Source organism: Aquibium microcysteis (assembly GCF_014495845.1).
Taxonomy (GTDB): Bacteria; Pseudomonadota; Alphaproteobacteria; order Rhizobiales; family Rhizobiaceae; genus Aquibium; species Aquibium microcysteis.
The window spans coordinates 5,546,468-5,564,122 of the sequence record NZ_CP061080.1 but is presented as its reverse complement, the minus strand read 5'-3'; the positions used below and the strand labels follow the sequence as shown (position 1 = coordinate 5,564,122).

Here is a 17,655-nt window from a genome sequence, read left to right as displayed (position 1 = left end):
CCCTGAAACGGCAAAGCCTGGTCGACTGCGTACTGTCCGGTTCGGGTTGAGGACCGAGAAAGTCGACGTCTAGCTAACGACTCCAGACAAGCTATGCTACGATACGCCACATGATGATCGACACTCAGGTTCTCTCTTGATGGACGTGGTCGCAGTCCTCGTCTGTGACGACATGATCCGCTAGCGATACGCGCATCCGAAGAGCTGCTCAGTGCATGGGCGCTCGTTCGTGAACTGTTTTGGGTGATTTCCTGAACTCCCTTTTTGCCTTGAAGGCATTGGTATTATTGGGGTAAACGACCGGATCGGTGATCAATTGCTATAAACTGTCTCTAGAGATGGATTGGCCCTCTGCCTAATTTCGCACCATGATCGCGAAACCGATCGAAGTTCATGGAGCAGAAAATGCAGGAAATTGTAGAACTCACGAAGAGCCTCACCGAGATGCCGATTGGTGGCTTGAGCGCATTTATCATTCTGGGCGCGTTCGGATTGGCCGCGTTCGCGATCTACGCGGTTTTGACCGTAGCAAAGGGCAAGCAGTGATGACGCTGCCAAAATGGGTGCGGCTGCCTTCTCAATGGATCGAGGAAAGCGGCCTCAAGGAGTTCCGATGGGGCGCTGGCATTGGCTCGAACAATCTCGCTGCGTTGATGACGCTTGCGGTCATTGCGCACCATTCTGATGCCGAAACGGGGCTCGCAAGAATTACCTACGACGCCTTGGAAAAGGCGACCAGCCTTAGCCGCTCCAAGGTGGCAGGTGGACTTGCTGTGCTCGCCGATCGTGGGATCATCACGCGCATGCCAGAAGGACGCAGCAGCTATGCGCTGAATGGCTTCGATCGCGCCGGCGGCTGGTGCATGCTGCCGGCGAAGCGGCTTTATTCCGGTGGGCGTGTTGAAGCTTTCAAGGATTTCCGGTTGCGAAGCGCGACCGAACTGAACGCGCTGAAGCTTTATTTCCTTTTCGCAGCCCGGAGGGGTCGAGATACCAACATGGCGAACATCAGCTTCGACAAGATCACCGAATACACCGGTGTACCACGTGAGCGGATCAAGGCAGCGACTAGTCTCTTGGCGACTACGTCTCTGGCCTACATCGAACGCACACCTAGCAAGAGAAATGACTATGGTGTTGCGAATGCATACCGTCTTGCAGGTCTCGATTCACACAATCACATGGGAACCAAAGGCCGCAGCTTCGATGCTGTCGAATTCGATTGGAAAGCCCCAATCGAATAAAGGCGTCATGCACTTTGATTTTCGTTTTATCCTATTAATATTGCATCCGTCCCATTTAAAGGCTGACCGACGCAGTTGCGAAGTTGCTCAACCTTGCAAGGCTCCTATTGAGACAATCGATATTGTCGCAGATTTTCTCTGCGATTTGCTTCTGGCGCTCAATCGGCGCTCCTTCAGATTCCAGAAGCGACTGGATGTCGCAACGAATGGTCGATTTGCCGAATGAACTGAAATCGGCCTCCTGCATGATGTCCATGAACTCTCGATTTCGCACGTCATAGCGCATGGGAGACGAGCTGCGTCCAATCCCTCCAGCAGATCATCGACATCTGCCGCAGTCTGATCAAGCTTGGCGCGGAGTACGGCTGCCAGCGATGCAGACATCCCGTCCCTAGCGATTGCCTCTAGAGTTGTGACCATCCCACCACATACAAACGAAAGATTTTGCGCGGTGTCTGCGCGCTGGCTGTTAGCTTTGATCCGAAGAAAGGCACTGATAACTGCTTTCAGCGCCTCATCGTGATCGTTCGAGCGTCGGCTAATGTCATGCTCCCAGCGCTGCCGCTCGCGCTCCTCGATCGGCGGATGTGTCACGGCCAAAATGTTGGTTACAAGGCTCGCGCCTGAAATGATCTCGACTGTTCCCTCAGCGATGCTGCGCGCCAAAGCGCGTTTCGGATGGGCTTGTAGCGGGGCTATGGGCTCATTGGACATGGCAACATCCTACCAATGATCAATGATGTTTTTATAGATGCAGGTACACGCCACCGAGGGTTGGTAGTGGGGACAGCTTCCTAAATGGCCACTTCTCCAAATCCGGCACCCATGAGCCGCCTTTCCGCTTCCACCCCTTTGTCGCCCACTATCCCTTGGCCCGACCGCCGTCACATTGTCTACGTTTTCGAACCGGCTTAACGATCCGGGGTCAATGCACGAAACCCCGCCCTCCTCCCCTACCCCTTCTTCCGTCCCACTAACGCCTCCCGCGCCTCGTCGGATTTCAGCCGCGCGCGGAAGTGGTGGCCTTGTTCCTCGATGCGGGCGACGAGGGTTTCGTCCGTCGCCGAGGCTGGAGAAAGCGCGGCGGATTGCGGGTGCGCTGCCGGGTGGCTTTCGGCGAGCGTCCGGGCGGGCGATCAGCACAGGATGAGGTCGAGATAGCCGGGATTCTCGGCTGCCAGCTTCCGAATTACGGCGTCCCGCGTGATGATCGGGATCTGCCGGATCCGCGCGGTCGCGATCAGGTAACAATCGCCTGGATCCTTGTGGCCTGTCGCATTCGGCACTTCGGCGGCCTCGATGGCGATCGTCCGGTTGATCGGCAGGACCCTCGACGACGTCGCCCGAATGGCCGCCCTGAACCAGTTCGAGATCGTGGCATCGAGATGGGGAGGGTCTCTGTGCGGTGGCTTCTGTGCCGCGATGGCCAGTTCCCACGCGGTTATCGGAGACAGGTAGAGCGTTCCGGTCGCCTGGTTTTCGCCGATTGCGACCAGAGCTTCGTCTCTCAGCGGCACCGCTCCGCTCACCAGCCAGTACAGGGCGTGCGTATCGAGCAGGACGCCCGGCAAGACTATCCGGCCTTGCGCTTGTCTGACGGCTGGAAGAGCGCCTGCTCGGCGATGGGCTCGGTCAGGCTGAGGCCCTTCCTGATCGTCAGGTCGCGGTCCTTCAGCGCGCCGACGCCCTTCACGGCGACGAACCGACCCGTTTTCGGGCTGCGCACGAGCTTGACCGTCGCTTCACCGCCCTTGGCGGTGAACTTGCCGGTCCCTGCTTTCATGGTCTTCGCCATGGTTCGACCATAGCGCAACTGCGTCACCGTTGCGAGGGCTTGCCATGGCTTGCGGGAGCCAGAGGACACATGGCGCGCCCTGTCGATGTATTCCCTGCCGGGAAACGCTTTCGGTTCCCGGCGACCAAGGCAGACTGAACCGCAGACGCGCGACGCCCCGCCCCTACCCCTTCTTCCTTCCCATGAACGCCATGAAGGCTTCCCGCGCCTCGTCCGACTTCAGCCGCGCGCGGAAGTGGCGGCCTTCTTCCTCGATGCGGGCGACGAGGGTGTCGCGGTCGCCGAGCATCAGGTCGCGGGCGATGGCCAGGGCCTCGGGGGGGCGGGTGGCGAGGGTGGCGGCCAGCGCCAGGGCCTCGGCTTCGAGGTCGGCTTCCGGCACGACGCGGTAGATCAGGCCGGCGGCGAGCGCGCGGTCGGCGGAGAAGCCTTCGCCGAGGCCGAGCAGGGCGAAGGCCTGCTGGCGGCCGAGGGTGGCGGGGGCGAGCAGGCTGGAGCCGGCTTCCGGCACGAGGCCGAGATCGACGAAGGGGGTGCGGAAGACGGTGCGCGGGGTGGCGAGCGTCAGGTCGCAGTGCAGGTTGATGGTGGTGCCGATGCCCACCGCGATGCCGTCGACGGCCGAGAGGACCGGCTTTCGCGACCGGGCGAGCGCGATCAGGAAGTCGTAGACCTCCGTGCCGCCCTCCCCGCCCAGGGCGACCGCCATGAAGTCGGCGAGATCGTTGCCCGAGGAGAAGGCGCCCGGCACGCCGAGGACGAGGTGGACGCGGATGGCGGGATCGGCGTCGCCCGCCGTCAGCGCGGCGGCCATCGTGGCGTACATGGCCCGCGTGATGGCGTTCTTCTTGTCCGGGCGGTTCATCCGGATCGCCTGGACGGCGCCGTGGCGGGTGATCTCGATGTGGTCTGTCATGGGGGGAGTCCTCCGTGCGTGTTCGGCCTATGATTCAGACAGCTACGGGCAGGTTGCGCTCCGTCGCGCCCCCCTCTGTCCTGCCGGACATCTCCCCCACGAGGGGGAGATCAAGCGCTCCGCCGATCTCGCCAACCGCCGAAGTTGGAGGAAGCGCGGCAGCGCCGGGGCTGCCGATCTCCCCCCTCGTGGAGGGTCCGAGCGACGGGCGAGACCGGTGGCTCGCCCTACCCGGTAGGGCAGAGGGGGGCGACGTAGAGCGCGGCGGTGCAGAACGGCATCGCTACCCAATCCTCACCCCAGCGCCTTCGCGGCCTCGGCCAGGCTTTCGGCCCCTTCCATCACCCGCTCCTTCAGCGCCGCGGTCTCGCCGACGAGGTTTTCGGCGTGGAAGCGGCAGAGCGCGATGCGGTTGGCGTCCTGCGAGGCGACGGCGCCGCGGCCGAGCATGGCGGCGGACGCCGCGAGGGCGAAAAGGCGAAGGTAGGGCGTGGCGCCGGCGAGCGCTTCCTTCGTGCGGCCGGAGGCGAGGCAGTCCTGCAGGAAGCGGGTGGTGGTCTCGAGGTCGTCGATGGCGGCGGCGATCTTTCCGGCCGAGCGGCCGAAGGCCGGCAGGTTGGAGGCGCGGACGGTCTCGGCGTCGGCGCGCAGCTCGGCGATGAAGCCGTGCACGTGTTCGCCGCCCGCCAGCGGCAGCTTGCGGGTGACGAGGTCGATGGCCTGGATGCCGTTGGTGCCCTCGTAGATCGGCGCGATGCGGGCGTCGCGGTAGAGGACGGCCGCGCCCGTCTCCTCGATGAAGCCCATGCCGCCATGGACCTGGACGCCGATCGAGGCGACGTCGACGCCGATGTCGGTGGCGAAGGCCTTGGCGACGGGCGTGAGCAGGTTGGCGCGGTCCTGCCAGTGGCGCGCCGCGTCGCCCGAGGTCGCGCGGCCCATGTCGGTGGCATGGGCGCAGGAATAGGCGATGGCGCGGGCCGCCGCCGTCAGCGCCTTCATGGTCAGCAGGTTGCGCTGCACGTCGGGGTGCAGGACGATGGGCGCCATGCCCTCGCCCGTATGGCCCTCGGCCCTGCCCTGGCGCCGCTCGACGGCATAGGCGTGCGCCTTCTGCCAGGCGGCCTCCGCGATGGCCACGCCCTGCATGCCGACGGCGAGGCGGGCGTTGTTCATCATGGTGAACATGCAGGCCAGCCCCTTGTTCTCCTCGCCGATCAGCCAGCCGATGGCGCCCGGCGCGTCGCCGAACTTCCCGTCGCCGTAGATCATGGTGCAGGTGGGCGAGCCGTGGATGCCGAGCTTGTGCTCGATGGAGGCGCAGAAGACGTCGTTGCGGGCGCCGGGATTGCCGTCCGCGTCCGGCAGGAACTTCGGCACCAGGAAGAGCGAGATGCCGCGCGTGCCGGCCGGCGCGTCGGGCAGGCGGGCAAGCACGAGGTGGACGATGTTGTCGGTGAAGTCGTGCTCGCCATAGGTGATGTAGATCTTCTGGCCGAAGATGCGGTAGGTGCCGTCGCCGGCCGGCTCTGCGCGGGCGCGCAGGGCGGCGAGATCCGAGCCGGCCTGCGGCTCGGTCAGGTTCATGGTGCCCATCCACTCGCCGGAGACGAGCTTCGGCAGATAGAGCTGCTGGAGTTCGTGGCTGGCGTGCTTTTCCAGCGCGTCGACGGCGCCCATGGTGAGCGTCGGCCCGAGCGCGAAGGCCATGGAACCGGCGTTCCACATTTCGAGCGCGGCGACGCCCAGCATCTGCGGCAGGCCCTGGCCGCCGAACTCGGCCGGTCCGGACAGCGCGTTCCAGCCGCCCTCGCGCCAGCGGGTGTAGAGGTCCGCCCAGCCGGCCGGCGTGGTGACGGCCGCGTCGGCCCAGACGGCGCCCTGCGTGTCGCCGACCTTGCCCGCGGGCGCGACCTCCTCGCCGGCGAAGCGGCCGGCCTCGGCGAGGATGGCGTCGACGAGGTCGGCGGAGAGGTCGGGGAAGACGCCGGCGTCGATCGCGGCGGAAAGGCCGGCGATCTCGTTCAGCGCGAAGGAAATGTCGTCGAGGGGGGCACGATACATGGGGCGGTTCCTCCCGGATGCGGCCGTGACCCGACGGGCCGGCCCGTTTTGCTGGCGACGCCCGGACCCCGAGGGCCGGACCGTCCGGTGAACGATAGGGCGCGGCGGGACGCTGCCGCAACCTCGCGCCGATGGCTAGTGATTTTTGACGTTTACGTCAATTCATCGCGCGGCGCCGCTGCGACGATTCCGGCCGGCTGAAGCGCAAGGCGGGCCAGGACTTGCGGCATGGCGCCGGGTCGCCTTGACGCCCGCCCCCTGCCCTGCCACTCACTGCGCCATGGACAGCATCCAATCCCGCGACGCGCAGGGCCGGGTCGCAGACGCGCCGACCGGGCACTGGGTCTACCGCACCCTGCCGCGATGGCTGTGGCCCTATGCGCAGCTCGCCCGCTGGGACCGGCCGATCGGCTGGCAGCTCTTGCTGTGGCCGTGCTGGTGGTCGGCGGCACTGGCTGCGATCGCCTATGCGCGGCCGGGCGAGCCGCTGATGACGCTGCTGCCCGACCCGTGGCATCTCCTGTTGTTCTTCCTCGGCGCCTTCGCCATGCGCGGCGCGGGCTGCACCTTCAACGACATCGTCGACCAGGACATCGACGAGAAGGTGGAACGCACGCGCTCGCGGCCGCTGCCCGCCGGCAAGGTGACGCGGCGCGGCGCCTGGGCCTTCCTCGTGCTGCAGTCACTCCTGGGGCTGGCCGTGCTCCTGCAGTTCGAGAGCTTCGCCATCCTGCTCGGCATCGCCTCGCTGGCGATCGTGGCGATCTACCCCTTCCTGAAGCGCATCACGAACTGGCCGCAGCTGGGGCTCGGCCTCGCCTTCTCCTGGGGCGCGCTGATGGGCTGGGCGGCGGTGTTCGGCGACGTCGACGCCGCCTCGCTGTTCCTCTATGGCGGCTCGATCCTGTGGGTGATCGGCTACGACACGATCTATGCGCACCAGGACAAGGAGGACGACGCCATCGTGGGCGTGCGCTCGACGGCGCGGCTGTTCGGCGACAGGACCAAGCCGGCGCTGATCGTGCTCTATGGCGGGGCGCTCATCCTGATGGGCGGGGCCTGCGCTTCCGCCATGGCGCCGTTTCCGGCGCTGGCCGGCCTGCTGGCGGCCGGGGCGCACATGCTGCGCCAGGTTCAGGCGCTCGACATCGACGACCCCGACCAGTGCCTGGCGCTGTTCAAGTCGAACAACACGGTTGGCTGGCTGATCTTCCTCGGCTTCGTCGGCGGCGGCGTGTGGATGGCGGTCAGCCCGCTGTTCTGAGCGGGCGGGAGCGCTTCGACGGCAAGGTCAGTTGCGGGCGATGATCTCCTCGCCCTTCACCACCAGGCGCAGGCCGAGATCGCCCTTGCGGCGGCGCGCGAGGAAGCGCGGCCGGCGCGGCTGCGAGCCGACGCGCTTGCGCCGGTCGACCGGACGCGTCGAACTCAGCGAGGATTCGAGCGAACGGGCCACACCGTCGGCCTCGATCAGCAGCATCGGCAGCTTGAGCACCTCAGACCAGGCGCGCCAGTCGGCGGCCACGTCGTCGAGATCGTCGGCGACGAGCAGCGGCACGCACAGCATCGGGTCGCGGTGGTGGAGTTCGAGCGTGACGGTGACGTTGCCGCGGCCGTCCTCGATGGCGCGGGCGGCGATGCCGTCGAAGGTGCGCGCCGGCAGGAGCAGCGACACCGGCAGTCCCGACCGTTCGAGGACGCGGCGCATGACGGCGCCGCGCCGGTCGATCGTCACGGTGACCTCGCCGAGGTCGTCTCGCGATGCGTAGCTCGTCATCTGGGGCAACCGGAACGGGTCGAGCCGCATGTTGCGGCCGGCCCAGCCGGGCTTGGTCACCGAGTTCATCATCATGCCTTCCTGCAATCCCTGAGAGCCGAATTCGCGGTCCTCGCGGGCCGATTTGCTCGGCCTCGTATGGGTTGCAGACTAGCGGGAGGGGCTTACCGTCGGCCTTAGAAGTTCGGTTAAATTTTGCTAGCGCGGGCGATGGTTAGCGGAATGCCACCGGAACGGGTGGGATTGCAGGTGTGCCAGGCGCTGTGCGACGTGCTGCTTTACTCGTGTACACTTTTCGTGTACTTTTTGCCACAGTTTCAGGATGGTCGGCGACGGTGTCGCCTGAGCAGCGTCCGTCAGCCAAAGGGAACCCCTCCCATGGTTTTCGAATGGGACGAACGCAAGCGCCAGCAGATCATCAAGCAGCGTGGCGTCGACATCGTCTATGCCGCCCTGATTTTCGAAGGCACCGTCCTGACCCGGAGCGATGATCGCGAGGACTACGGCGAGGAGAGGCTGATATCGCTCGGCATGGTCGACAACGAATGTTTCGTCGTGGTCCATACCGAGCGACATGGGTCGACGAGGCTGATCACAGCATGGAAAGGAGGCCGCCGTGAGCGAGCCGGATATCAGGCGGGCATCGCTCGCCGACATAAGGCGGATGAAGGAGGCCGGTGAACTGCATCACGATGCGGATGCGCCCGAAGGCGAGAGCCTGGGAGCGGAGTTCTGGGCGCATGCGGCGATCGAGGAACCAAAGAGGCCTCGTTCGGTCCATCTCAAGCTCGATCCGGACGTGTTCGAGTTCTTCCGGCAGCAGGCGGGCGGCAAGGGCCATCTGACGAAGATGCAGAACGTGCTGAAGGCCTATGCGAAGGCGCATCGGCCTTGAGCCGCCGGGCGCCCCCCGTCAGATGACCTTGCCGGGGTTCATGATGCCGGCCGGGTCGAAGCTCGCCTTGATGCGGCGCATCAGGTCTGTGGCGACGGGGGGCTGGGTGGCGAGGAGTTCGTCGCGCTTCATGCGGCCGATGCCGTGTTCGGCCGAGATGGAGCCGGAAAATTCGCGCACGACGGCGTGGACGATGTCGTTGAGCTCGCGGTAGCGGGCGAGGAAGGCGGCCTTGTCGCCGCCGGCCGGCTGCGAGACGTTGTAGTGCAGGTTGCCGTCGCCCATGTGGCCGAAGGTGACGAGGCGGGCACCGGGCGCTGCCGCAAGCACGGCCCGGCCGGCCTTCTCGATGAAGGCGGGGATCGCCGCCACCGGCACCGAGATGTCGTGCTTGATGGAAGCGCCTTCCGGCTTCTGGGCGTCGGACATCGCCTCGCGGATCGCCCAGAAGGCGTGCGCCTGGGCGAGGTTCTGGGCGATGACGGCATCGTCGGCGTGGCCGGCCCCGATGCCTTCGGCGAGGATCTCCTCGATCAGGGCGCGGGCATCGTCCGCCGAGCGGCCGGACGAGATTTCCATCAGCACCAGCCAGGGGTGGTCACCGCGCAGCGGCGGCGTGAGGCCGGGGGTGTGGCGGACGGAGAAGTCGACCGAGATCGCCGCGCAGAGCTCGAAGGCGGTGAGACCGGAGCCGGCGCGGTCGAGCGCCAGCGAAAACAGCGCCAGCGCGCGCTCCGGCGAAGCGAGGCCGACCCAGGCGACCTCGCGGCCCCTGGGCTTCGGCACCAGCTTCAGCACGGCGGCGGTGATGACGCCGAGCGTGCCCTCGGCGCCGACGAACAGGTTCTTCAGGTCGTAGCCGGTGTTGTCCTTCTTCAGCTTGCGCAGATCGTCGAAGACCTGGCCGGTGGGCAGCACCACCTCGACGCCGAGGCAGAGCTCGCGCGCATTGCCGTAGGCGAGCACGCCCGTGCCGCCGGCATTGGACGAGAGGTTGCCGCCGATCTGGGCCGAGCCCTGCGAGGCGAGCGAGAGCGGGAAGAGCCGGTCCGCGGCATCGGCCGCCTCCTGGATGCGCTGGAGAACGACGCCGGCCTCGACGGTGATGGTGTTCGAGGCGACGTCGAGTTCGCGGATGCGGTCGAGGCGCGACAGCGACAGGACGACCTGGCCGCCCGACATGTCGGGCGTGCCGCCGCCGACGAGGCCGGTGTTGCCGCCCTGCGGCACGACCGGCGTGCGCGTCTCGCTGGCGAGCGCGAGGACTTTCGAGACCTCGTCGACGGATCCCGGCTTCAGCACGAGGCCGGTGCGGCCGGTCCACAGGCCGCGCGGCTCGGTGACGTGCGGGGCGACGTCGGCCGGAGCGGTCAGCGCGTGGCGTTCGCCGACGATGGCGGCGAAGCGGGCGAGGCGATCGGGCGGGAGAGTGGCGGTCATGGGCGGCTCCGGACGGGCGCGGCAAGCATCCGCGTCGGCGCGGCGGGACGCGTCGCGGGCGCACCCGAGGGGTCAGGCATGTCTGAGGTCATCGTCTTTCCGCACGACGGCGATGCGGAGCCGGTCGTCTTCTTCGGGAGGGCGGGGGGCGGAGATGGCGGCCGGTGCCGCCGGCAGGAGCCTGTCTCTCAGCCAGCGCTGCGCCGGCACTTCGAAACGGCGGTAGACCGGAATGCTGACCGCGATCACGGTGCCGAGAAACAGCGCCAGCGTGGCGGGATGGGATACCCATTCCTGCCAGCCCAGCGCCGCGATGACCATCTTCATCACCATCAGGATGGGCATGTGGGTGAGATAGGTGGCGTAGGTGATCGCGCCGATCCAGCCGAGCGACGCCGGGACCGGCGGCCGCGCGTGATCCAGACAGACGAGCCCGGCGATGGCGACCGGCAGGCAGACGAGGGTGAGCGCCGTCGGAAGCCGGTCGATCTGGCCGGCCCACACCACGGCCGCCGCGATCGCGACGCCGAACGACGGGAGGGTGAGACCGAGCGACAGCATGGACCGCTTCGACAGGCGCCCGGCGACGGAGGTGACGCCGAGCGAAGCGGCGACGCCGAGGAAGAACAGACCGAAGCAGTAGACGATGACGTTGTCCGACAGCAGCCAGCAGACGATGCCGAGGCAGGCGATGGCCAGTGCCGCCGCGATGCTGCGCGGGGCGACGAGCACATAGGCGGCGAACATCGCATAGGCGATGATCTCGACCGAGACGCTCCAGATCGGGCCGTTGAAGGAATCGCCGACCTGGAAGCCCCAGCTGGAGGCGAAGAAGAGCTGCAGGACGAAGTGATAGGCGTCGTTGTTCCCGTAGACCTGCGGTGCGCCGAAGACGGCGAAGCTGAGCGCCTGGATGGCCGCGACGAGCAGCAGCGTGGCGAAGTGCAGCGGGTAGAGGCGGGAGAAGCGGCGCACCGCGAAATCGCGCAGGCCGAAGGACACGTTCGCGCGGCAGTAGGTGACGGCGAACACCACGCCCGACAGGACCCAGAAGGCCTGCACGGCCGCACCGCCGTAATCGTAGAAAGGCCAGAGCAGGCCATGGAGCGGCAGCCGGTCGGCATAGGCGGGATTCCACAGCGGCGGATCGAACAGCCAGCGGTAGTGGACGAGCATCACCGCCAGGGCGGCGAGGCCGCGCGCGAGATCGACATGGGTGAGACGAAGCAAGACTTGACCCCCTGGCAGGACCGCGAGCCAACAGCGACGGCATCACGCTGTCAAGGCGGCCGGCCGGGCCGGAACGCTTTGTCCCCGCCGGGGTCGACGGATCCGCCCGGCCGGCCCGACCTCCGATCGGGATCGCGACCTTGAAACAGGATAGCACCCAGTGCTATCTATCAGCATGGCCGCCGCCGGACGATCGCGTGTGTTCAAAACCGCCTGGTTCGCCAGAGCGGCACGCAAGGCGCGGATCCAGGACACAGAACTCTGCGAGGCGATTTCGGACGTGATCAGGGGGCTTGCCGACGATCTCGGCGGGGGGGGTCTACAAGAAGCGCCTGAACAGGAACATGCACCGGAGCATCGTTCTGGCGAAGGGGGGTCGACACTGGATCTACGCCTATCTGTTCGCGAAGAAGGACAGGGCGAACATCGAAGACATCGAACTCGATGATTTTCGCACCTTGGCGCGGGGGTATGCAACGCTGACGGACGAACAAATGTCGATGCTTCTGCACAACGGCGAATTGAAGGAGATCTGCCATGGCGACGAAGGCCAGGTTCAGGAGCGACATCGCTGAGGCCATCCATTCGTCGGCGGCCATGCTCCACAAGGTCGGAGCACTGGACAAGGCGACGATGCGGGACTTCGACGCCCGCCATCTGGTCGTGCCTGACAGGATGGAACCTGCGCAGATCAAGCAGATCCGCGAGGCCAACAATGTCAGCCAGCCGGTGTTCGCCCGCTACCTCAACACCAGCGAAAGCACGGTCGAGAAGTGGGAGACCGGCGCGAAGCGGCCGAGCGGCGTGGCACTGAAACTGCTCTCGGTGGTCCAGAAGCATGGCTTGACCGTGCTCAAGTAAGGCAAGTGACGCCAGTGGCAGGAGCCGCGGCGCCCCCGCGGCGCAGCCCCCTCGCCGCTCTGCGACAACGCGATGCTTGCATCCGGCCAGGGAATGGCGTCATACCGTTCGCCACCCAACGTCGAGGAAACCCGCGATGTCCGTCGAAGCCTTCCACCAGCGTACGCGCATCCGGCTGCTGCAGGCGGGCGGGGTGGCGCTCGGCCTGCTGCTGCTGGCGGGGCAGCCGCTGTGGACCGGCGCGATCCACGAGCGGCTGGAGTTCCTCGGCTTCTGCCTCGTGGTGGCCTGCATCGCCGGACGACTGTGGAGCATCCTCTATCTCGGCGGTCGCAAGAACCGGACGCTGGTGGTGGAGGGGCCGTATTCGATGACGCGCAACCCGCTCTACGTCTTCTCGACCGTCGGCGCCGTCGGCGTCGGGCTGATCTACGGCTCGGTGGTCGTGGCGCTGCTGCTCGGCATGCTGAGCATCGCTGCGTTCACCCTGACGGCGCGCAAGGAGGAAGTCTTCCTGCGGGACGCCTTCGGACCGGCCTATGCGGCCTATGCCGAACGCACGCCGCTGTTCTGGCCGCGCCCCTCGCTCTACCGCGATTCCGCGGAGGTCTCGTTCTCGCCGAAGGTGCTGAAGCAGACCTTTCTCGACGGGCTGGTGTTCCTGGCGATGTTCCCGGCACTCGAAGCAATCGAATGGCTGCAGGCGGAGGGCGTGCTCAAGGTGTTCTTCCACTTCGCCTAGCCGGAGACGCGGCCGGGCGAGCGGCTTCGGGCGTTCAGCTGCGCGGCGCGGCGTTCAGCCGCGCGGCACGGCGATCAGCCGCGCGGGGCGGCGGCGCGGGCGAGGCGGTCGGCGATGGCTTCGCCGAGACCCTCGACGGGGATCGGCTCGACGGCGATGACCGGCGCGCCGGACCGGTCGAGCAGCGACAGCATGGCGAAGAGATTGGCGGCGGCTTCGCGCAGGTCGCCCGACGGCGACAGGTTGGCCAGGGCGGCGGCCTTCTCGGCGCCGGGAATGCGGGAGGGACCGAAAGCGAGCAGCGCCTCCCCTGCCCCGACCGACGACGCGCCGAGCCGGACGGCCGCGCGCGGCGCGTAGTGCGAGGCGAGCATGCCCGGCGCTTCCACGCCCGCGGCATCGCCGGCCCCTTCCCGCCTGGTACCGCCGCGCGTCAGCGGCAGGCCCGCGACGGCCTCGATGTCGGCGGCCGCGATGCCGCCCGGCCGGAGCAGGCGCAGGTTCCCGTCCCCGACCTTGACGATGGTGGATTCGACGCCGACCGGCGTGGCCCCGCCGTCGACGACGAGCGGGATGCGGTCGCCGAGATCTCTGGCGACGGCCTCGGCGCTGGTGGCCGAGATGCGGCCGGAGGAATTGGCGCTGGGGGCGGCGAGCGGCCGGCCGGTGGCCGCGATCAGCCTCGCGGCGAAGCCGACGGGCATGCGCAGGCCGACGGTGCCGAGCCCCGCCGTGACCAGCGGGCTGATGCCGGCGCCGTCGCGCAGCGGCACGACGAGGGTGAGCGGGCCGGGCCAGAAGGCATCGGCCAGCCGCTGCGACACGGGATCGAGCACGCCGATGCGGTCGGCCATGGCGCGGTCGGCGACGTGGACGATCAACGGGTTGAAGCGCGGGCGGCCCTTGGCCTCGTAGATGCGCGCCACGGCCTGCCCGCTGGTGGCGTCGGCGGCGAGGCCATAGACGGTTTCCGTCGGCAGGGCGACGGGCAGGCCGGCGAGGATCAGTTCGCCGGCGCGGGCCAGCGCCTCGGCCTCGGGGACGATGTCGGCCATGGAAGCTTCCTTTCGCCGCGCTGCCTATCGCGCGGGCGGCATGGCCGCAAGTGACCCCGCGTCATCGTTTCCTTAATCGTTCGGATGCTATCCAACCGCAGGGTGGGTCCCTCCATTGCGCCCGGCGATGCGATCGGGTGTGCGTTCCGCAAGGGGCAGTGCGTAGGTTCATGACGTTTCCGAGGGCCGTACTGGTCACGACCGGATTTCTGCTCGCGCATCAGGCGCAGGCGGCGTCCTTCGTCGTGCTCGGCGGCGAGCCGGTGGTGCGCCCGCGCTCGGTGCTGGTGCTGGGCGAACCGGCCGCGCCGCGCCCGGCCGCGACGGCACGCGCCGTGCCGCCGCCCGACCGCAGCATCGAGACCGCCGCGCTGCGGCCGACGCATCCCGCGACGGCCGAAGCCGCGGCGGACGTCGTACCGTCCGCGGCCGCACCGGACATGCCCGCCACCGTGGAGCCCGATCCGCGTTCCGTGGTGGCCTGGCCGCCGGTGCTGTCGCGCTCGATGGTGGCCTTCGGCGTGCCGCTGCCGGACGAGACGCAGGTGGTGGCGCTGGCGCCGCGGGCGCCCTTCAGCCTGCCGGCCGTTTTCCGGGCGGGGCTCGCCGGCGAGGCGTTCCAGTTTGCGCCGACGCCTGCGCGCGCCGCCGTGCAGGAGGCGCCGGCGGAGAAGAAGGCGGCCAAGCCGGAGCGGCCGGCCACCGGGCGCTCGATGGAAGCGGATGAAGACGAAATGGCCGAGGGCCGCGACCCGGCGCCGCTGAAGCCGCAGGACCGGACGCCCGCACCCGCCGCACCCCCCTCCGTGCCGGCGACGCCGCCGCCGACGATGCGGCTGGAATAGACGGGACGGGGCGGAACGACCCCGTCGGGCCGGCGGATCAGCCGGCGATCTTCGAGAAGTCCGCCACCTGGCCCGTCGCGCCGCGGATGCGCGACAGCAGCGCCAGTCGGTTCGCCCGCACCGCCTCGTCCTCGGCATTCACCATCACGGCCTCGAAGAAGGCGTCGATGGGCGCCCTGAGCGCCGCCAGCGCGCGCATCGCGGCGGCGAAATCCTCCTGCGCGATGGCCGTGGCCGCCTCCTGCTCGGCGGTCTCGACGGCGGCATGGAGGGCCACTTCCGAGGGTTCGGACAGGAGGGCGGCGTCGACACGGGCCGCGACGCGGGTGCCCTTCTTCTCCTCGGCCGCCAGGATGTTGGCCGCGCGCTTCGTGCCCGCGACGAGGTTCTTCCCGTCCTCGGTTCCGAGGAGATCGGACAGCGCCTCGACGCGGCGGACGATCATCAGGAGGTCGTCGTTGGTGGAGGCACCCTCCCCCGCCAGGGGGGAGGAGGTCGCCGCCGGTGGAGCGCCGATCTCCCCCCTTGTGGGGGAGATGCCCGGCAGGGCAGAGGGGGGCGTCGCGGAGTGCAAGCGGTCGACGTCGTAGGGGATCGCGGGCTGGGGGGTGAGTTCAGCCTGGTTCTCGGAAGCGTGGAGAGGTCGAGCCTGGGCGCCCCCCTCTGTCCTGCCGGACATCTCCCCCACAAGGGGGGAGATCGGCCTGCCGCCGCCGGCGAGCACGGCGTCGATCAGGTCGTGCCGGGCGCCCTTGTCGCGGAGGTAGACTTTCAGGCGGTCGTGGAAGAAGGATAGGAGGTCGGCGCATTCTGCCTCGAGCAGAGAGACCCCCAGTGCGCTTTCGATCTCTGTCTCCTCACGATCTTCTCTATGAACAAGTGACGCCTCTAAGTTCTTTGCTTCAAATAGAAGCCCTTGCTTATTCAGTTCGGCCACCAGCGCGCGCCGCCGCTGATCGCGTAGATATTCAACAGCGAGTTCGATCTCGACCGAGGCTCTGAACAGAGTATCGAATAAACCCAACCTTACCCCGTTCTCCACCAGAATCCGGATCACCCCCAGCGCCGCGCGGCGCAGCGCGTAGGGGTCCTTCGAGCCCGTGGGCTTCTCGTCGATGGCCCAGAAGCCCACCAGCGTGTCGAGCTTGTCGGCGAGCGCGACGGCGATGGCGACGGGGTCGGTGGGGACGGTGTCGGTGGGGCCCTGCGGCTTGTAGTGGGCTTCGAGTGCTGCGGCGACGGAAGGGTGTTCGCCCTGGAGCAGCGCGTATTTGCGGCCCATGGCGCCCTGGAGTTCGGGGAACTCGCCGACGATCTCGGTCTGCAGGTCGGCCTTGGCGAGCACCGCGGCGCGGCGGGCGAGCGCGGGGAGGTCGGCATCGCCGTCGTGGTGAGCGGCCAGGTGCGAGGCGTCGGCGGGAGGCGTACCCCCACCCCTTACCCCTCCCCTCAGGGGGGAGGGGGGGAGAGACGCCGCGATCTCTTCGGCGAGCCTGGCGATGCGCTGGACGCGTTCGCCTTGCGTGCCGAGCCTGGCGTGGAAGGTGACGCCCAGATGGTCGAGGCGGGCCATGCGCTGGTCCAGCGGCTTCTTCAGGTCGAGGCCGAACCTTTCGGCCGACGGCTGCAGCGCGGCGAGGTCGGGCAGGTCGGCCTGGTCGGTCTTCCAGAAATGCACGGCGTCGGAGAGCCGCGCGCGAACGACCTTGCCGTTGCCGTGGACGATCTCGGCGCCGCCGTCGTCGGCCTCGATGTTGGCGGTGAGGATGAAGCGGGGGGCGAGCCCGGCCTCGGGGGCGGCGCCATGCGGCCGCGTGACGAAGCACTTCTGGTTGGCGCGGATGGTGAGGCGGATCACTTCCGGCGGGATAGCGAGGAATTCCTCCTCGAAGGAGCCCATCAGCACGACCGGCCATTCGACGAGGCCGGCGACCTCCTCGAGCAGGCCCTCGTCCTCGACGAGGTCCAGGCCGCTGGCGAAGGCGAGGTTGCGGGCGTCCGACAGGATGATCTGCTTGCGGCGCTCGGCGTCGAGCACGACCTTCGCCGCCTCCAGCGCCGAGACGTAGTCGTCGAAGCGGCGCACGGTGATCTCGCCCGGGGCGTGGAAGCGGTGGCCGACGGTGACGTTGCCGGAGCGAAGGCCGTCGACCTCGAAGTCGACGACCACCGGCTCGGCGGTCTCGGGGCCGAAGGTGCAGAGGATCGACTGCAGCGGCCGCACCCAGCGCAGGCTCTCGGAGCCCTTCGCCACGTCGCCGTAGAAGCGCGGATCGCGCGGCGCGGACGCCGCACCCCAGCGCATCGACTTCGGCCAGGGGAAGTCGCGGATGATGCCGGGCATGAGGGCGGCGATGATCTCCTCGGCCGCGCGGCCGGGCTTCTCGATCAGCGCGACGTAGAAGTCGCCCTTCTTCGGGTCGGTCTGGACGGAAAGCTGGTCGACGGACGCCAGGCCGGCCTTGCGCAGGAAGCCCTGCACGGCCGCCTCCGGCGCCTTGACGGGCGGGCCCTTGATCTCCTCGCGCACGTCCTTCGAGCGGGCGGTGACGCCGCGGATGTCGAGCGCGAGCCGCCGCGGCGTCCAGTATTCCCGCGCCGCCTCGTAGGTGAGACCCGCCTCGACCAGACCGTCGGTGACCATCTTCCGCAGATCGCCCGCCGCCTTGCGCTGCATGCGGGCCGGTATTTCCTCGGAGCGGAGTTCGAGCAGAAGATCGGGCATCAGAGCACCTCCAGCCGCATGCCGGTTCCCGTCTTGCGCGTCCTCGCGCCTGCGGCGCTGCGGGCG

The 17,655-nt window shown here is 67.9% G+C and carries 18 protein-coding genes and 1 pseudogene; 9 read left to right on the top strand and 10 right to left on the bottom strand.

Going from position 1 to position 17,655, the window contains the following annotated elements; all coding sequences use genetic code 11:
- Positions 1-405: 405 nt before the first annotated feature.
- Entirely contained in the window at positions 406-546 is a 141-nt protein-coding gene (locus IAI54_RS26195) for a hypothetical protein (RefSeq protein WP_210321186.1), read from the top strand.
- The gene (locus tag IAI54_RS26190) at positions 546-1,244 is read left to right on the top strand and encodes a hypothetical protein (protein ID WP_187969965.1); all 699 of its coding nucleotides are present in this window, start codon (positions 546-548) and stop codon (positions 1,242-1,244) included. Before IAI54_RS26195 ends, IAI54_RS26190 begins: the two co-directional genes overlap by 1 nt.
- A gap of 87 nt (positions 1,245-1,331) precedes the next feature.
- On the opposite strand, the gene IAI54_RS26185 is transcribed toward IAI54_RS26190, so the two are convergent.
- The 5 genes from IAI54_RS26185 to IAI54_RS26165 form a co-directional block, all read right to left on the bottom strand.
- Positions 1,332-1,958, bottom strand: coding sequence for a hypothetical protein (locus IAI54_RS26185; protein ID WP_187969964.1), 627 nt, complete (start codon positions 1,956-1,958; stop codon positions 1,332-1,334).
- 422 nt (positions 1,959-2,380) lie between these two features.
- Positions 2,381-2,815 carry a type II toxin-antitoxin system VapC family toxin gene (locus tag IAI54_RS26180; protein WP_187969963.1) on the bottom strand — a complete coding sequence of 145 codons (435 nt, stop codon included), beginning with the start codon at positions 2,813-2,815 and terminating at the stop codon, positions 2,381-2,383.
- 2 nt (positions 2,816-2,817) lie between these two features.
- Positions 2,818-3,027, bottom strand: coding sequence for a hypothetical protein (locus IAI54_RS26175; RefSeq protein ID WP_187969962.1), 210 nt, complete (start codon positions 3,025-3,027; stop codon positions 2,818-2,820).
- A 175-nt stretch (positions 3,028-3,202) separates the two neighbouring features.
- Positions 3,203-3,955 (bottom strand): crotonase/enoyl-CoA hydratase family protein, encoded by a 753-nt coding sequence (locus IAI54_RS26170; protein WP_187969961.1) that lies wholly within the window; start codon positions 3,953-3,955, stop codon positions 3,203-3,205.
- Positions 3,956-4,249: 294 nt separating this feature from the next.
- Positions 4,250-6,019: an acyl-CoA dehydrogenase family protein gene (locus tag IAI54_RS26165; RefSeq protein WP_187969960.1), complete on the bottom strand. Its 1,770-nt coding sequence runs from the start codon at positions 6,017-6,019 to the stop codon at positions 4,250-4,252.
- A 280-nt stretch (positions 6,020-6,299) separates the two neighbouring features.
- On the opposite strand from IAI54_RS26165, the gene ubiA reads away from it, so the two are divergent.
- Positions 6,300-7,283 carry a 4-hydroxybenzoate octaprenyltransferase gene (ubiA, locus tag IAI54_RS26160; RefSeq protein ID WP_187969959.1) on the top strand — a complete coding sequence of 328 codons (984 nt, stop codon included), beginning with the start codon at positions 6,300-6,302 and terminating at the stop codon, positions 7,281-7,283.
- Positions 7,284-7,310: 27 nt separating this feature from the next.
- Here the strand turns inward: ubiA and IAI54_RS26155 are convergent, their stop codons facing one another.
- A complete protein-coding gene (locus IAI54_RS26155; protein ID WP_187973363.1) occupies positions 7,311-7,865 on the bottom strand; it encodes a DUF6101 family protein in 555 nt (184 codons plus the stop codon).
- Positions 7,866-8,174: 309 nt separating this feature from the next.
- Here IAI54_RS26155 and IAI54_RS26150 point away from each other — a divergent pair, with 309 nt between their 5' ends.
- Together IAI54_RS26150 and IAI54_RS26145 are read left to right on the top strand one after the other, a co-directional pair.
- The gene (locus IAI54_RS26150) at positions 8,175-8,477 is read left to right on the top strand and encodes a BrnT family toxin (RefSeq protein WP_187969958.1); all 303 of its coding nucleotides are present in this window, start codon (positions 8,175-8,177) and stop codon (positions 8,475-8,477) included.
- A complete protein-coding gene (locus tag IAI54_RS26145; protein WP_187969957.1) occupies positions 8,461-8,691 on the top strand; it encodes a BrnA antitoxin family protein in 231 nt (76 codons plus the stop codon). Before IAI54_RS26150 ends, IAI54_RS26145 begins: the two co-directional genes overlap by 17 nt.
- A gap of 18 nt (positions 8,692-8,709) precedes the next feature.
- Here the strand turns inward: IAI54_RS26145 and IAI54_RS26140 are convergent, their stop codons facing one another.
- On the bottom strand, positions 8,710-10,131 hold the full coding sequence (locus IAI54_RS26140; RefSeq protein ID WP_187969956.1) for an FAD-binding oxidoreductase: 1,422 nt from the start codon (positions 10,129-10,131) through the stop codon (positions 8,710-8,712).
- A 72-nt stretch (positions 10,132-10,203) separates the two neighbouring features.
- The gene (locus IAI54_RS26135) at positions 10,204-11,361 is read right to left on the bottom strand and encodes an acyltransferase family protein (protein ID WP_187969955.1); all 1,158 of its coding nucleotides are present in this window, start codon (positions 11,359-11,361) and stop codon (positions 10,204-10,206) included.
- A gap of 175 nt (positions 11,362-11,536) precedes the next feature.
- Here IAI54_RS26135 and IAI54_RS26130 point away from each other — a divergent pair.
- From IAI54_RS26130 to IAI54_RS26120, 3 genes and pseudogenes are all read left to right on the top strand, one after another.
- Positions 11,537-11,936, top strand: a pseudogene (locus IAI54_RS26130) (type II toxin-antitoxin system RelE/ParE family toxin).
- Positions 11,899-12,222 carry a helix-turn-helix domain-containing protein gene (locus tag IAI54_RS26125; RefSeq protein ID WP_187969954.1) on the top strand — a complete coding sequence of 108 codons (324 nt, stop codon included), beginning with the start codon at positions 11,899-11,901 and terminating at the stop codon, positions 12,220-12,222. Before IAI54_RS26130 ends, IAI54_RS26125 begins: the two are co-directional and overlap by 38 nt.
- A gap of 136 nt (positions 12,223-12,358) precedes the next feature.
- On the top strand, positions 12,359-12,964 hold the full coding sequence (locus tag IAI54_RS26120) for a methyltransferase family protein (protein WP_187969953.1): 606 nt from the start codon (positions 12,359-12,361) through the stop codon (positions 12,962-12,964).
- Positions 12,965-13,038: 74 nt separating this feature from the next.
- Here IAI54_RS26120 and IAI54_RS26115 read toward each other — a convergent pair whose 3' ends face one another.
- Positions 13,039-14,019, bottom strand: coding sequence for an L-threonylcarbamoyladenylate synthase (locus IAI54_RS26115; RefSeq protein ID WP_187969952.1), 981 nt, complete (start codon positions 14,017-14,019; stop codon positions 13,039-13,041).
- Positions 14,020-14,189: 170 nt separating this feature from the next.
- On the opposite strand from IAI54_RS26115, the gene IAI54_RS26110 reads away from it, so the two are divergent.
- Positions 14,190-14,864, top strand: coding sequence for a hypothetical protein (locus tag IAI54_RS26110; protein ID WP_187969951.1), 675 nt, complete (start codon positions 14,190-14,192; stop codon positions 14,862-14,864).
- Between the two features lie 37 nt (positions 14,865-14,901).
- Here the strand turns inward: IAI54_RS26110 and glyS are convergent, their stop codons facing one another.
- Positions 14,902-17,589 (bottom strand): glycine--tRNA ligase subunit beta, encoded by a 2,688-nt coding sequence (gene glyS / locus IAI54_RS26105; protein ID WP_187969950.1) that lies wholly within the window; start codon positions 17,587-17,589, stop codon positions 14,902-14,904.
- Positions 17,590-17,655 lie beyond the last annotated feature (66 nt).